The organism is Rhodothermales bacterium, from assembly GCA_034439735.1.
GTDB lineage: Bacteria > Bacteroidota > Rhodothermia > Rhodothermales > JAHQVL01 > JAWKNW01.
Window position 1 is genome coordinate 26,066 of sequence record JAWXAX010000190.1, and the last position, 14,153, is coordinate 40,218.

The following is a 14,153-nucleotide window of genomic DNA, read 5'->3' on the forward strand; positions in this document are numbered from 1 at the left end:
CGCATTCGGGGAGGCGGGGCGTTACTGCTGCAGCTCAATAAATTCGATCAGGGCCGACACCTGACGTTCGTCCAGGCTGCTGTAGCTGGCCGGCATGATCGGCGAGAATCCCTGGACGATATGCGCCATCGGATTCAGAATCGATTCGCGGATGTAGTTGTCGTCGGCCGTTGCCGTCGACCCATCTTCAAACGTCCGCTGAGAGCCGTAGAGACCTTTAAACGAAGGTGCGATGACCTGGGTGCCGTCGATCGAGTGGCACGTGAAACACGCCTGCTGCTGATACAGCGTCGCGCCGTATTCTGGCAGGGGCATCTCGTCGAAATTCCCACCTCCAGACTCGACCCATTCGGTAAACTCTTCCTGCGGCAACACGATCACCTTGGCTAACATGCCGGAGTGCTGCGTGCCGCAATATTCCGTACAGAAGATATGCTTCTCCCCTTCGGTGGTTGCGTTGAACCAGACCGCTGTGTACCGGTTGGGCAGCACATCGTGTTTGACGCGGAAGGCCGGCACGAAAAAGCTGTGGAGCACATCTTCACTGCTCATCACGAGGCGGACATTCCGACCGACCGGCACGCGCAGTTCGTTGGTGGCGCGGGTGCCGTTCGGGTATTCGAACTCCCACAGCCACTTCTTGGCGCGCACCGTGATTTCGTACGAATCCGGAGGCGCGGTACTAAGTCGCAGGAACGATTGGAAGCCCCAGGTGAAGACGATGAGGCAGAGGATGGTCGGCACTACGATCCAGGAGAGCTCCATGAGCTTATTTTCCTCGACATGCGGCGGCATCTCGTCGGCCTTGCGCCGGCGATACTTCACCACGAAGATTAACATGGCGAGCACCACCAGCGCGAAGATGATCACGCTGATCCAGTAGACGAAATAAAAAAGACTGTCGATCTCGGGCGCCAGCGTCGATTCTGCCGGTGGCAGCCAGAGGGTTCCTTTAGGTTCCATGGTATTGGTGTTAATGGAGAGCCGCCGCGGCCAGCCGCATTCGCTCACGTCGCCAGAACAGAGTCAGCGCCAGACCGAGCGCCAGCACGGTCAGCCCTCCTCCGAGCTTCATTACATTGGAGGCCTGCAAGACGTACGAATTGGCATCCGGATCGTACTTGAGGCAGTAGAGAATGATCTGGTCGATCGGTGTGCCGATCGTACCGTTCGAGGCTTCGAGCAGGGCCAGCCGTACCGCACGAGGTTCGAAGCTGAGTCCCTGAATATACCGGGAAATCCGGCCATCCGCCGTCAAGAACGTGAGGGCCGCCGGATGGGCATACTGCTGGATCTCCTCGATCCACTTAAACCGAAAGCCGACCGCATTCGCCAGGGCGAGGATGGAGGCCTCGCTCCCTGTCAAAAAGTGCCAGCCCGCGCCGGCCTCGGGTTTCCCGAGCATAGCGAGGTAGTGCGCCTTCTGGCGCGCCGCATCTGCGGGCGTATCCTGAGCCGAGAAGCTGATCGACAGCACCTCGAACTCCACCCCGGGTGTCCAATCCATCTGGCCCAGGGTGCCTGTCAGGCCCGTCAGCAGGATACTGCACACCATCTCACATGTGTGGTATACAAAAGAGAGCAGCACCGGTTTTCCGGTCGTGAAATAACTCCCCAGCGTCACCGGCTCGCCGGCTTCGTTATAAAAAACCAGCGTATCGGGAATAGCGGCGCCGAGGCGTTGATCCAGCCCGACCCCATCAAACACCGCCGGGAGTTCGCCTGATTTCTGGGCGTACACCCTCCCTGCGCCGGCACCCGCATGTAGGGCCAGTAGGACGAGGAGCGATATGAGGGATAGGGCTCGCGGCATGCCGCTTCGGTGTCCGTTCTGCTTGTTACTTAATCGGTTGCGCGAGTCGGGGTTCCGACGAATGGGCCGCTTGCATGCCCTTCGCGTAAGCTTCGTTTGCGATCGCCTTCATGGCCTCCTGAATGGGGATCTGGTAGACCCCGCTTCCCGCGTCCACGGTGGCGTAGTGCGAAAGCCGGCTCGCGGCATCAGCGCGAAGACTACGTAATTCTGGATACTGGATGGCGGCGGTAGCCACGTTCCGGATTTCCAGGCTTTTCACGCTCGTGACGGTGAAGCCCACCGCGACCAGCATGATCACGATGACGATCGTGCCGAGCATGATGCCGAAGACAAAGCTGGCATTGATGCCCTCGTTCTCGATATCGGTCGGGCCGCCGTGGTGGTCGTGCGCGTCGTGCGTCGTAGGAGAGGTAGGATTCACTGCGTTGTACCTGGCAAAGTGACGATTACGAGTTTGTAAAGCGGAGCGACTTCTGCAGATTCGGGTCGTTCACGGGCACCAGGCTGTGCCGGCTGAGGCGGTACATGAACACCCCGAAAAACACCCCGAAGAGGCCGAGCCAACTGGTGAAGTCGAGCCAGTGGAAGCCGGCATGACCGCCACGGGCGATATCGAGCACCGGCATGACGATCCAGTGCAGATCGAACCAGTGCATCACGAGCATCCAGACAGTCATGAACCCCAGCACGGCCGGCGACCGCTTGGCGCCGCGCGAAATCAGCACGATGAACGGGATGATGAAGTGCATGGCGAGGAGGGCCGCGCTATGGTACTCCCACCCATGCTCCAGGCGATGCCGGAACCAGACGGTTTCCTCGGGGAGGTTACCGTACCAGATGAGCATGTACTGGCTGAACGCGATGTAGGTCCAGAAAACGGTAAAGCCGAACAGCAGCTTGCCCAGGTCCTGATAGTGCTCCAGGGTGACGACGCCGGGCAGCATCCCGCCGGGGCCCTGCACCAGGAGCGAGGTAAATGTGATGAGGGCCAGGGCGCTCACGAAGCAGCCAGCGAAGAAATACACGCCGAACATAGTGGAGAACCAGTGCGGATCCAGCGACATCAGCAGGTCGAACCCGGCAAAGGCGGTCGTTATGGCAAAGAGCGGGAGCCCCCAGGCGCTCGTTTTGCGCTGCATTGCAGGAATCGCCGGATCGCCGGTGACGTCCTGACGCAGAGATAGGCTGTAGAGCCGGTAGGTGACGAGGGTCCAGACGGCGAAATAAAACAGCAGACGGAGGAGGAAGAAGGGAACGTTCAGGTACGCCTCTTTGCCGGCGATGACACGGTCGTAGGCCGGATTGGTGGGATCGAACAGCTCGTGGTGCGTCCAGTGGTAGAGGTCATGCATCCCGTAAATCACCGGGAACGCGAGGATCGCGAGCAGTGGGAAGGTCCACATGAGCGCTTCCGGGATACGGCGGACGACCACGCTCCAGGCGGACCTCGTGAGGTGCTGGATAAGCACGAAAAAGAGCGCGCCGAGGGCGATCGTCAGGCAGAACACCCAGCCGATCAGGTACGAAAAGAAGAACTGCTGCCGGTCCGCCGCGCCGCCGATGGCGGTGATGACCAGCAACACGATGCCGATCGCGAGTGGCGCGAGCCACCACGCCGACCCGCCGGAGAAGCGATAGGTCGCGTCGGTATCCGCGCCGGTGGGCCGAAAGGGGTCGGCCAGCCAGGTCAGGGGCGAATTAGATTTGATCTCAGCCATGGAAACTCAGTATGCGGCGGGCCTACGCCCGCGCTCGCTAGGAAGTCGAATCCGTGAAGGGGTTCAGCCGCCGGTTTGTAGCCGGCTCAGCTCGCTCTGCGGCACATCGGTCGCCGGCGCGTTCTGGCTGCGCTGGAGCGCGCGGACATAGGCGACGATGGCCCACCGATCGGCCACGGGAATCTGCGGCGCATACGGCGGCATGTTTCGGATGCCGTTCGTGATCACATCGTAGATATAGCCGTCTTCGATCGTGCGCAGGCGGTCCACATGGAAATCCGGCGCCGGCACGTAGCCGTAGCCGGCCCCACCGTTGCCCACCATGATGATGCCCTTGCCGTCGCCGGCCTGGCCGTGGCACACGGCGCAGTAGATGTCGTACCGATTCTGACCACGGGACAGCAGGTCCGCCGTGGCCGGAAGCGGCATGGCGGCCACCAGCGCGCCACTCGCTTCGCGGCCGAAATAAAACCGGCTGTCTTCTCGAAGGAATCCGCGCGCCACCGTTCCGGGAACGGGCGGCCGCATGGCCATCCGGTTCTCAAAGAATCGGTTCTCCTGTTGGCCGATAAATTTCTCCTGGCGGTCCATGTTCGGGTTGATGTGGATCGGAGGCTTGCTGGACTCCGTTCCGCGGCATCCCGTCAGCACCAGGAGGCTGGCCAGTAGTCCGTATGTCGCCACTATTCGCTTTAACGGGATTCGCTTCATCGGTATGCGCTTCATCAGTATCGATCGATCGGATCGTGAATAACTCGGAACGTCAGTGGGTTGCCGCGTGGGTATCGGCGGCGGCCGGGGCGGGGGCGATGCCCATGTCGGCAACACCGTGATCGTGGATAACCTCGACGCTCATCGCACCGATGCGCTTCAGGAATTCCGTGGTCTTCTCCAGATCAAACTGCGCATCCGAAGCCGCGATATGGAGAAAAAAGCCGTCGTCCGTCACACGGGTAAAGGCCTCCGAATAAAAGAGCGGATTGTAAGGACGAGGGAGGCCGTTGAAGGCAAACATCGCGGCCACCGCCGCAAAGGCCGAAAACAGGATCGTCAACTCGAACATCACCGGGATGGAAGGCTCGACGGCAAAAAAGGGCTTGCCGCTGATGTTGATCGGGTAGTCGATCTGCGATGTCCACCACTGGAGCCAGGTGGCCAGCGCGAGGCCGGTTGCTCCGCCAAGGATGACCACATACCCGATATTCGAATTACCCAGCCCCATCGCCTTATCCATGCCGTGGACAGGAAACGGGCTGTGGGCATCGTAATCCGAGTAGCCGGCCTGGTGTGTATCGGCGGCGGCGTGGAGCAGCGTGCTCGGGTTCGAAAACTCGGCGAGCAGGCCGTAGACACCGTCGGCATTGCTGTCGAAGATGCCCATCGAGGTTTTCGAGGAGCGGATGAGATTTTTAAACATGGCTCGAGAGATCGCGTGTCGTCAAAACCGTTGTCCAGATGGGCCGCGCCGGCTTAATGTCCGCCGGGCTTCACCTGGTGGGCAGCGTGGCCGGAGTGGCCGTCGCCGTGATGCTCGTCATAATAGTGAGGATCCGCCTCGGGCATGACGCCCTTCACCTCGGCAATGGCCACCATCGGCACCCAGCGCAAGAAGAGGAGGAAAAGCGTTAGAAAGAGGCCGAACGTGCCTACAAACGTAAAGACGTCGACAAAGGTCGGCGAGTAATAATCCCACGCGCTGGGCATGTAATCCCGATGCAGGGAGATAACGGTGATCACGAAGCGCTCGAACCACATCCCGATGTTGACGATGATCGACGTCACGAACATAAACGGGATGCTCCGGCGAAGCTTCTTGATCCAGAAGAACTGCGGGAAGAGCAGGTTACAGGACATCATGGTCCAGTACGCCCAGGCGTACGGCCCCGTCGCGCGGTTGAGGAAGGCGTAGAATTCGTACTGGCTGCCCGAATACCAGGCGATGAAGAACTCGGTGATGTAGGCAAAACCGACCATCGTGCCCGTCACCAGGATGATGATGTTCATCTTTTCCAGGTGCGCGATCGTGATGAGGTTCTCGATGCCATACACCTTCCGCGAGATGACCATCAGGGTCACCACCATGGCGAAGCCGGAGAAGATAGCGCCGGCGACGAAGTACGGCGGGAAGATGGTGGTGTGCCAGCCCGGGACGACCGATACGGCGAAGTCGAACGACACGACCGAGTGCACCGAAAGCACCAGCGGGGTGGCGAGCGCTGCCAGGATCAGGTACGTCTTTTCGTAGTTGCGCCAGTGCCGGTTCGCACCCGTCCAGCCCATCGAGAAGAACGAGAGCACCTTATGCCGCCACACCTTCCGGGTGCGGTCGCGCAGGGTGGCGAGGTCCGGAATGAGACCTACATACCAGAACACGAGCGACACGAGGAAGTAGCTGGAAACCGCAAACACGTCCCAGAGCAGCGGGCTCTTGAACTGCGGCCACATGTCCATCTGATTCGGAATGGGAAGCATCCAGTACGCGGCCCAGATACGGCCGACGTGAATACCCGGGAAGACGAGCGCGCAGATGACGGCGAAGAGCGTCATGGCTTCCGCGGCGCGGTTGATCGACGTCCGCCATTTCTGCCGAAAGAGAAAGAGGATCGCCGAAATCAGCGTGCCGGCGTGGCCGATACCCACCCAGAACACGAAGTTGACGATAGCCCACCCCCAGCCGACCGGGTTATTGAGGCCCCAGACGCCGGTGCCGTTCCAGACGAGGTAGGCGATCATGATTAGCAGCAGCCCCGCGATGCTGCTCGCAAAGCCGAAGGCGGCGTACCACGCCAGCGGCGTCTTCTTCTCCGTATGCAGCGACACCATGGTGGTGATGTCGTGAAACGAAAGGTTTCCGGTGATAAGCGGGGGATCAAGGTGGACCCCTTCTCCGTGTGTCGTTGCTGGTTTGCTCACGATACGTTCTGTTGCTAATGCGCTGGGTAGCGGGTCAACCGATCGGGCCGATCCTTTCGGATCAGGCCGTGGCGGCCTCAAGTTCTGGATTGGGATTCATCACGCGCCCCAGGTAGGAAGTCCGGGGCTTCGTGCTGAGTTCGGCAAGCATCTCGTAGCGCCGGTTGTCCTGGCGCGCCTTCGACACGTCGCTATTCGGATCGTTGATATTGCCGAACACGATGGCGCCGGCGGGGCATGCCTGCTGGCAGGCCGTCTTCACCTCGCCATCCTGTATCGCGCGATTCTCGAGGCTGGTGCGGATGTTCGCCTGACGCACGCGCTGGATACAGAACGAACATTTCTCCATGACGCCGCGCGAGCGGACCGTCACGTTGGGGTTCTGCACCATGTGTACTTCGAGCGGCAGTGTCTTCGCCCAGTTGTAGAAGTTGAACCGGCGCACCTTGTACGGGCAGTTGTTCGCGCAGTAGCGCGTGCCGATGCACCGGTTGTAGATCATCTGGTTCGTGCCATCCGGCGAATGGACCGTCGCGGCCACCGGACAGACGGCCTCACACGGGGCGTTTTCGCAGTGCATGCACAACACAGGCTGCATGACCATCTTCGGGTTTGCCTCCTGGCCCTCCTCGCTCACGAAGTAGCGGTCCATTCGGATCCAGCTCAATTCGCGGCCCCGGCTCACCTGGTCTTTTCCGACAACCTGGATGTTGTTTTCCGACTGGCAAGCGACCACGCAGGCGTTACAGCCGGTGCACGTGTTGAGGTCGATCACCATTCCCCACTGGTAGACATGGTACGGGTTGTCCTTCAGCGCCGGCTCGGTCGTCGGGTGGCGCTCCTGCCACAGGGCGGGATAATCCGCCCAGGGCTCGCCGCCCGGCAAGGTCTTGATGGCGTCTGCCGCGAAACCGGGGTCTTCGCGATACGTGTCGACGGTGGCCATGCGGTAAAACGGCCGGCCTTCCATGTAGCCGTGATCCTGCGTGGTGGCCACCAGGTAACCGCTCGACACTTTGCTCACCGTTGCACCCGTCGCGATGCGCATGGCGCCCGGGGTGCGGAGCGTGGCGACGTTGGCGCCCACGCCCGTAGCGACCGCCCCCTTGCCGTAGATGTCGGTCTTATCGTCTGTATCGAAGAAGTTCGTGATCCGCTCCGCACGATGTGAAACGATCTGGCGACCGTAGCCTAGCGTCACGGTAACCGAGTCGTCCGCATGGCCGGGAAGGATCCAGATCGGCAACTGCACGACACCGCCACCGGCCGTGATCTCGACCACGTCGGCGTAGTGCATGCCTTTATCGTAGGGCACTTCGAGGCCGAGGCGTTCCGCCGTGGCCGGGCTCATCAGGGCCACGTTATCCCACACCACCTTAGAGGCCGGATCGGGTAGTTCCTGGCACCAGGCGTTGTTCGAGAAGCTGCCATCGAGCACCTTGTTGTCGAGCCGAATGACCACTTCGATTTCATCGCCGCTGACCGTATACGGGCTGGCGCCCGCGACGGGGCGAAGGGCCGGGTCTACGATGGCGAAGCCACTGTTCGGGAGGAAGCCGTCGTGTATCACCTTTTTCCAGGCCGCCTCGATATCGCCTTCGAGCACCGTCCGCCACTGCTCGCGAACGAGGTCGTAACCCGACACGTCGAGGCCCGTGGCGAACGTGTGGAGCACTTCTATGTCCGACTTTCCGTCGTGCAGCGGGGCGATGAGCGGCTGGATGACCGAGAGGGTGCCGTCGTAGGCGCGTCCGTCGCCCCAGGCTTCCAGGTAGTGCGCGAGCGGGATGTGCCAACCGCTGGCGACAGCCGTCTCGTCCTGATGGAAGCCGAGGTGGATCGTCGTCGGTACCCGCGCGAGGGCGCCGGCGAAATCGATCTCACCCGGCATGTCGTACACCGGGTTCACACCGATCATGAGCAGCGCATCGACCGAGCCGTTGCTCATGTCGAACACCAGCTGTTGGAGCTGTTCAGCCTGCGCGGGCTTGACTTCTTCGTTCGTCTCGTACAGAAAGACCGTATTGCCGATGCTGCTGAGCCGCTTGTTGATGGCCATGCACAGCGCGTGGACCGAGGCCGGCTGGGTTTCGCCGGCGAGCACCACCCCGTTCGAGCCGGCGCGGAGCAGATCGCGCTCGATGGCCTGGACGTACGGGTGGTCGATAAATTCTGCGCCCACCCCCTGGACGCCCTCAACCCCGAGGCGCACCGCCAGGGCGGCGGCAAACGCGGGGATCTGACTGGAGCGCAGGCGGAGCCGGTTGTCCGCCGTGCCGCCGGTGACCGAATAGGTGCTTTCGACGACGTAGAGCCGGCTGATGTCGTCCTGCGCGGAGGTCATGCGCCGGCTGGCGGCAAATCCGCGCGTATTTGCGACGAAGTTGCGTTCGGCGGGACTCAGGAAATCGGCGTCGAGGCTGACGATCACTTCCGCCGATTCAAAACGGTAGGACGGGCGCAGCGCCATCCCGAACGCTTCTTGCATGCCCATGCGGGCCGGGTCGTCCCCTTCGGCGGCGTAGGTCACCCAGCGAAGCTGCGGGTACACCTGCGCGAGCCGGCCGCGGAGCGCGTTCACCGTTGGCGACGAGGTCTGCTCGCATAACACCGCCACTTTGCGAGTACCGGCCTGGGCGAGGAAGCCCTGGCAGAACGCGACAAAGTCCGACCAGGTGGCTTCGTTCCCGTCGCGCAGCACGTGCTTGGAGCGGTCCGGATCGTACAGATTCAGGACTGACGCCTGCTCGAACAGACCGGACGCGCCCTGGCTGACCGGATGTTCGGGATTACCTTCAACCTTGGTCGGCCGGCCTTCGAAGCTCTGCACCAGCAGGCCCGACACCACGCCGCGGAACGGCATCGCCGTCGCGTAAAAAAGCGGAATCCCGGGGATGATCTCCTCAGGCTTCCGCGCATAGGGCAGTGTAAGTTCAACCGGCCGGCGACACCCCGTCAACCCGGCCAGCGCCACCGAAGCACCCATCAGTTGTAGGAACTGACGCCGGGAGCTGCCGCCGGGGGAATCACTCGCGCCCGGCATGAACTCCTCATTCCCGAGGCGCTTAAACTGTGGATCCTGCCGCAGGTGCTGCAGGCTGCGCCAAAAGTGCTGCTTCTGGTCTCCCTCTGCCGACGAGGCGGCGTCAATCACGGGTAGTTCGATCATAACTGGCTATCGTTTCAGACAATATGCGCCGGAGTTCTCAGCCGAACGTCGGGCAGATACCCGAACGTACAACACGGCCCCATGGGGCCGATCAATAATGGCAGGCCGAACAGTTGGTGGGAGGCGTGATCCCTTCGTTGGCAACCCGATCCAGGTTGCGCTGCACAAAATCCGACGGGTGCACATATCCCATCGTCGTGACTTCTTCCTTCGGGCGGAGGTACAGCTCGGGCTGACGGTGGCACTCGAGGCACCACCCCATCGAGAGCGGTTCCACCTGAGCTACCACCTCCATCTGGTCGACCCGACCGTGGCACGTCTCGCAGCCCACGCCCTGGTTCACGTGAACGGCATGGCTGAACTGCACATACTCCGCCATGTAGTTTACCTTTACCCACTCCAACGGCTCGCCCGACGCCCAGCTTTCCCGCACGGGCAGCAGCTTCGTCGACTCCGGCTTGATCTGCGCGTGGCAGTTCATACACGTCTGCGTGTCCGGCACATTGGCGATGGGCGACACCTCGACGTTGGTATGGCAATAGCGGCAATCGAGCCCGAGCTGCCCCGCATGTAGCCGGTGGCTGTACGGAACCGGTTGCACCGGTGCGTGCCCCACGTCGATGAACTCGGGTGAAAAGTAGTACCACACGAGCCCTATGAGAAGAACACCACTGACGAGGGCTCCGAGAAGGGATAGGGCCGGCAACGAGTTGGCCCCCTTAGAGAAGGACTGCGGCATTCGAAATCGACGCTCAGTTCATGACACGGGTTATGAAATCCCTGTCGGTGCGCGCGAGGGGATCCCTAGGCTCGTTGCGCACCTTCAGAAAATTAGTGGCTGCGAATTTAGCCTAATCGAATGGATATTTTACCCTGTTTCGATTGAATTTCGAGTAAAAAGAAAGCGCATCGTTATAGTTTCACGCGCTCCTGAAACTCATTGAACATTCACTTCTGACACCCCCGCACCCAGGGGCGCGGGGGGCTGTCGGGAGACAAGCGGACAACCCCTGATCAACGTCTGTGCCCGCCCTCGGCGGCGCCGGGTCGAGGAGGGCGCGCACCCTCGCCGTCGCGCAGAACCAATCAAATTCCCCGCCCAACCCGGCAGTCCCGGATCGCCGGTCCACCAACCGCCGCCGGAAAGCCGGTCACTTTTTCCGATCGACCTGCGCTAATGTTACCCCGCGCTCGAATCAGGCCGACGCCTCTTCCACCATCCGGTTACTCGCCCGCCGCGAGGCAAAGGCGAACCTCCAGATGAGCGCCACCGACGCAAACACCAGCCCCAGCACCAGCCCCGTCCACAGGCCGACGGCGCCCCGATCGAACCCGAATCCCAGGAGGCATCCCGTGCTCAAGCCGATTCCCCAGTACGACAGGATGCCGATCACCATGGGCCCGCGCGTGTCTTTCAGCCCCCGCAACGCGCCGGCCGCACTGACCTGGGCGCCATCGAATACCTGAAAGAGCGCGGCAAACCCCAGCAGCCGCACCGCCAGGGCCACCACCTCCGTATTGGCGGGGTCGTCCACATCCAGATACAACGCGACAACTGCTTCGGGCGCCGCCCAGAGCAGGATGGCCGCGCACCCCATGAAGCCGATCGCCAGCGCGATGCCCACATAACCCGCCCAGCGCGTACCCACAGGATCTCCTCGCCCCACCGCCTGGCCCACGCGCACCGACGTGGCGATCCCGATACCGAGAGGCACCATGAACGTAAACGCGGCGAACTGGATGGCCACCTGATGGGCCGCCAGATCCGTCGTGCCGATCACGCCAATGAGCAGGGCGGTGATGGCAAAGAGGCCGGCCTCCACCCCGTGCAACGCCCCGATCGGCCAGCCGATGCGAAACAGTTTACCGAAGTACTCGCGGTCGGGCTTGCGGAGCTTCGTGAATACGGCAAACGGCTTCAACGTGGGGTGACGGCGCGCCAACATGGCCAGTACGCCGCACATAACCCAGAACACGGTCGCGCTTGCATACCCGGCACCCACCACGCCGAGGGCCGGGAAACCGAGCTTTCCATACATGAGCACGTAATTGGCCACGATGTTTAGCCCCAGACCCATCAGGGTGATGACGGTCACCGGAAACGGCCGGGAGACGCCTTCGACAAACCCACGGAGTGCGGCGAACCACAAAAAAGGCACGAATCCCCACACGATCGCCCGCAGATACGCCGTGGCAAGCGTCGCCGTAGCGGGCTCGTGGCCCATCCATTCAAACACCAGGTTGGCGTTCCGAAGCAGGAAGATGGACGGCACAGCCAGCACGACGCCCATCCACAACCCCTGACGCACACTCCTCCCGATCACCTCGTAATCCCGCGCGCCATACGCTTGCGAAACCATTGGCCCAACGGCAAATACGACGCCCATGCAGACAATCGCCATGAAGAAATACAGCGTACTCCCTAACGCCACCGCGGCCAGCGCCTCCGGTCCGAGCCGGCCCACCATCACCGTATCCACAAATCCCATCGACATCAGCCCCAACTGCGATCCCACGACGGGCAACGCCAGCGCCAGCGTCTCTTTGAGCTCGCGACGAACGATTGGGATACGGTAGTGCGGCAAGGGATTCGGGGATCGATGGAGCGCAAAGGGATGATGCTGGGTTTCGAAACACCTTTCTAGTGCCGGCGATCCCCCGCATCTCTCGGTGTGGAGAATCTTCGTACCTTGTTCACGTTTAACCACTCCTGCTCACCCATGAACGATACCGAGCGCCTTGAGCGCTGGAATTTCTTCCACGCTATCGCCCTGCTTGCCGCCGGCGTCGCCGCGTTCGCCGCTGACCGAACGCTTGTGACCGCACTGGTCGCTGCTGTTTCGTTCGTGGTACTCGTCGTTGCATGTAGGGATAGCTGGACGCCGACCGGCCGCTTCGGGCCGGCCAACGGACTCACCACCCTGCGCCTGGTCATCAGCCTCGCCGCCGCCGTCTCGGCCGATTTCCTGGCCCCTCACCCGGTATATGTGCTGGTCTGGCTCGCCGTCTTCGCCCTGGATGGACTCGATGGCTACATCGCGCGAGGGCATGGCGAGACCTCGCTCTTCGGGGAGTATTTCGACAAGGAGAGCGACGCGCTTTTTGTATTGCTGCTGGGGTTCAGCCTGTATGTTCAGGGTCTACTAGGCCCCTGGGTGCTGATCGCCGGCACGATGCGCTATGTCTTTGTCCTGGCAATGCACTTCGCCCCGGTCGAGGGTCCACAACGCGAATACAAGTCCTCCTGGGCCCGATACATCTATACGGGGTGTATTCTGTCGTTCATTGCCGTCTACGTACTGCCGCCCTTGCCGGCGAAGGTGCTCGCGCTGGCCGGCACGGTCGCGCTCGTTTATTCCTTTCTGCGCTATTTCCACTGGCTGTACGCAGACCGCTCCGTTCACGGGGCGTCGGTGAGGTGACGCGTGATCACCGACACCGCGTCTTCCCAACGCGGGAAAGACCGGCTGGCCTCCCGGGCGGCGGCCCCGAAGCGATGACGCAGGGCCGGGTCGTCCATGAGTCGCTCCACGGCGCCACGCAGCCCACCGAAGTCGCCGGCCGACGCGAGCAAGCCCGTCCGTTCGTGGGCGACGCTCTCCGATACACCGCCTACGTCAAACGCCACGACCGGGAGGCCGGCCGCCATCGCCTCGCGGATTGCCATGCCCAGGGACTCGAATCGGGAAGGCACGACGAGAAGATCTGCCACGGCCAGCCGTTGCCGCACTTCGGTATGGGGTCGAGATCCCAGCAGGCGCACACGGCCGGCAAACGGCGGCGCGGAAGCGGCCACCGCCAGGCGCCGGCTGTACGCCGCGTCAAGCGAATTGTCTCCTACGATATCCCATTGCCAGTCTCGATTCGAGAGCATCGCGAGGGCCTCGACGGCCTCGATCAGTCCTTTTACGGGCAGGTGGGAAGCCACGGTGAGTAACCGAAGCGAGGAGTCCGCGGGCCGGCGCGGGGCCGGAGGAGCGGGGTCAGTGCCGGGGTAGGCCACGGCGATGCAGCCGGGATCCACGCCGTTTCGAATCAATCCCTCTCGCATGAACCGGCTTGGAACCACGTACCGGTCGATGCCCGATGGAAGCGCATTATAACCTGTCGCCGAAGGGTCGCAGTGGGGCAAATAGTGGGCAAGCAGCGCGATCCGGCGGGCCCCGGCACGGGCGCGGATCGCCGCCAGCGGAGTCGGATTCAACGCCAGAAGGCTATCGACCAATACGACCGCTTCCGCCGGCCACGGCGCCGGCGCGTTGCCGTCCGTCCACACCTCGGGCTGGCACCGCGCCGGCGTCAGCCGGCGAATCACCTCCGCGTTGTACCGGTTTCCACCGGTCGGGAGGTCCTGGATGGGAGGAAGTAAAAAAATGATGATCATGCCGGCGTGGCCCGAACTTTGATGTAGATACTCTCCACACGGCTCAGTATACTCCTCGAACGAGCGAAACAGTTGACGTTTCCCGGGCCGAGTTTCAGGCTGTGTCGTTTTCCGAGGCATTGCAGCTTGCGTCGGATATGGCCTCCACCGGTC

General features: G+C 62.1%; 12 protein-coding genes. 1 reads left to right on the forward strand and 11 read right to left on the reverse strand.

Going from position 1 to position 14,153, the window contains the following annotated elements; genetic code table 11:
• Positions 1-21 precede the first annotated feature (21 nt).
• The 10 genes from coxB to SH809_14470 all read right to left on the reverse strand — a co-directional run bounded on the left by coxB (position 22) and on the right by SH809_14470 (position 12,201).
• Positions 22-963, reverse strand: coding sequence for a cytochrome c oxidase subunit II (gene coxB, locus SH809_14425; protein MDZ4700901.1), 942 nt, complete (start codon positions 961-963; stop codon positions 22-24).
• 10 nt (positions 964-973) lie between these two features.
• Positions 974-1,813 (reverse strand): SCO family protein, encoded by an 840-nt coding sequence (locus SH809_14430; protein MDZ4700902.1) that lies wholly within the window; start codon positions 1,811-1,813, stop codon positions 974-976.
• 25 nt (positions 1,814-1,838) lie between these two features.
• Complete coding sequence (locus tag SH809_14435) at positions 1,839-2,237, reverse strand: hypothetical protein (GenBank protein ID MDZ4700903.1); 399 nt, start codon at positions 2,235-2,237, stop codon at positions 1,839-1,841.
• Positions 2,238-2,262: 25 nt separating this feature from the next.
• Positions 2,263-3,534, reverse strand: coding sequence for a hypothetical protein (locus SH809_14440; protein ID MDZ4700904.1), 1,272 nt, complete (start codon positions 3,532-3,534; stop codon positions 2,263-2,265).
• A gap of 63 nt (positions 3,535-3,597) precedes the next feature.
• Positions 3,598-4,260 carry a cytochrome c gene (locus SH809_14445; GenBank protein MDZ4700905.1) on the reverse strand — a complete coding sequence of 221 codons (663 nt, stop codon included), beginning with the start codon at positions 4,258-4,260 and terminating at the stop codon, positions 3,598-3,600.
• A gap of 37 nt (positions 4,261-4,297) precedes the next feature.
• Entirely contained in the window at positions 4,298-4,951 is a 654-nt protein-coding gene (locus SH809_14450; GenBank protein MDZ4700906.1) for a DUF3341 domain-containing protein, read from the reverse strand.
• 53 nt (positions 4,952-5,004) lie between these two features.
• Positions 5,005-6,447, reverse strand: a complete 1,443-nt coding sequence (gene nrfD / locus SH809_14455) for an NrfD/PsrC family molybdoenzyme membrane anchor subunit (GenBank protein MDZ4700907.1) — start codon at positions 6,445-6,447, stop codon at positions 5,005-5,007.
• 61 nt (positions 6,448-6,508) lie between these two features.
• Positions 6,509-9,616, reverse strand: a complete 3,108-nt coding sequence (locus SH809_14460; protein ID MDZ4700908.1) for a TAT-variant-translocated molybdopterin oxidoreductase — start codon at positions 9,614-9,616, stop codon at positions 6,509-6,511.
• 91 nt (positions 9,617-9,707) lie between these two features.
• Complete coding sequence (locus SH809_14465; GenBank protein ID MDZ4700909.1) at positions 9,708-10,355, reverse strand: cytochrome c3 family protein; 648 nt, start codon at positions 10,353-10,355, stop codon at positions 9,708-9,710.
• Between the two features lie 457 nt (positions 10,356-10,812).
• Positions 10,813-12,201 carry an MATE family efflux transporter gene (locus SH809_14470; protein MDZ4700910.1) on the reverse strand — a complete coding sequence of 463 codons (1,389 nt, stop codon included), beginning with the start codon at positions 12,199-12,201 and terminating at the stop codon, positions 10,813-10,815.
• A 135-nt stretch (positions 12,202-12,336) separates the two neighbouring features.
• Here SH809_14470 and SH809_14475 point away from each other — a divergent pair, with 135 nt between their 5' ends.
• The gene (locus tag SH809_14475) at positions 12,337-13,038 is read left to right on the forward strand and encodes a CDP-alcohol phosphatidyltransferase family protein (GenBank protein ID MDZ4700911.1); all 702 of its coding nucleotides are present in this window, start codon (positions 12,337-12,339) and stop codon (positions 13,036-13,038) included.
• Here the strand turns inward: SH809_14475 and SH809_14480 are convergent.
• The gene (locus SH809_14480) at positions 13,017-14,000 is read right to left on the reverse strand and encodes a glycosyltransferase family 4 protein (protein MDZ4700912.1); all 984 of its coding nucleotides are present in this window, start codon (positions 13,998-14,000) and stop codon (positions 13,017-13,019) included. The genes SH809_14475 and SH809_14480 overlap by 22 nt on opposite strands.
• Between the last annotated feature and the right edge of the window lie 153 nt (positions 14,001-14,153).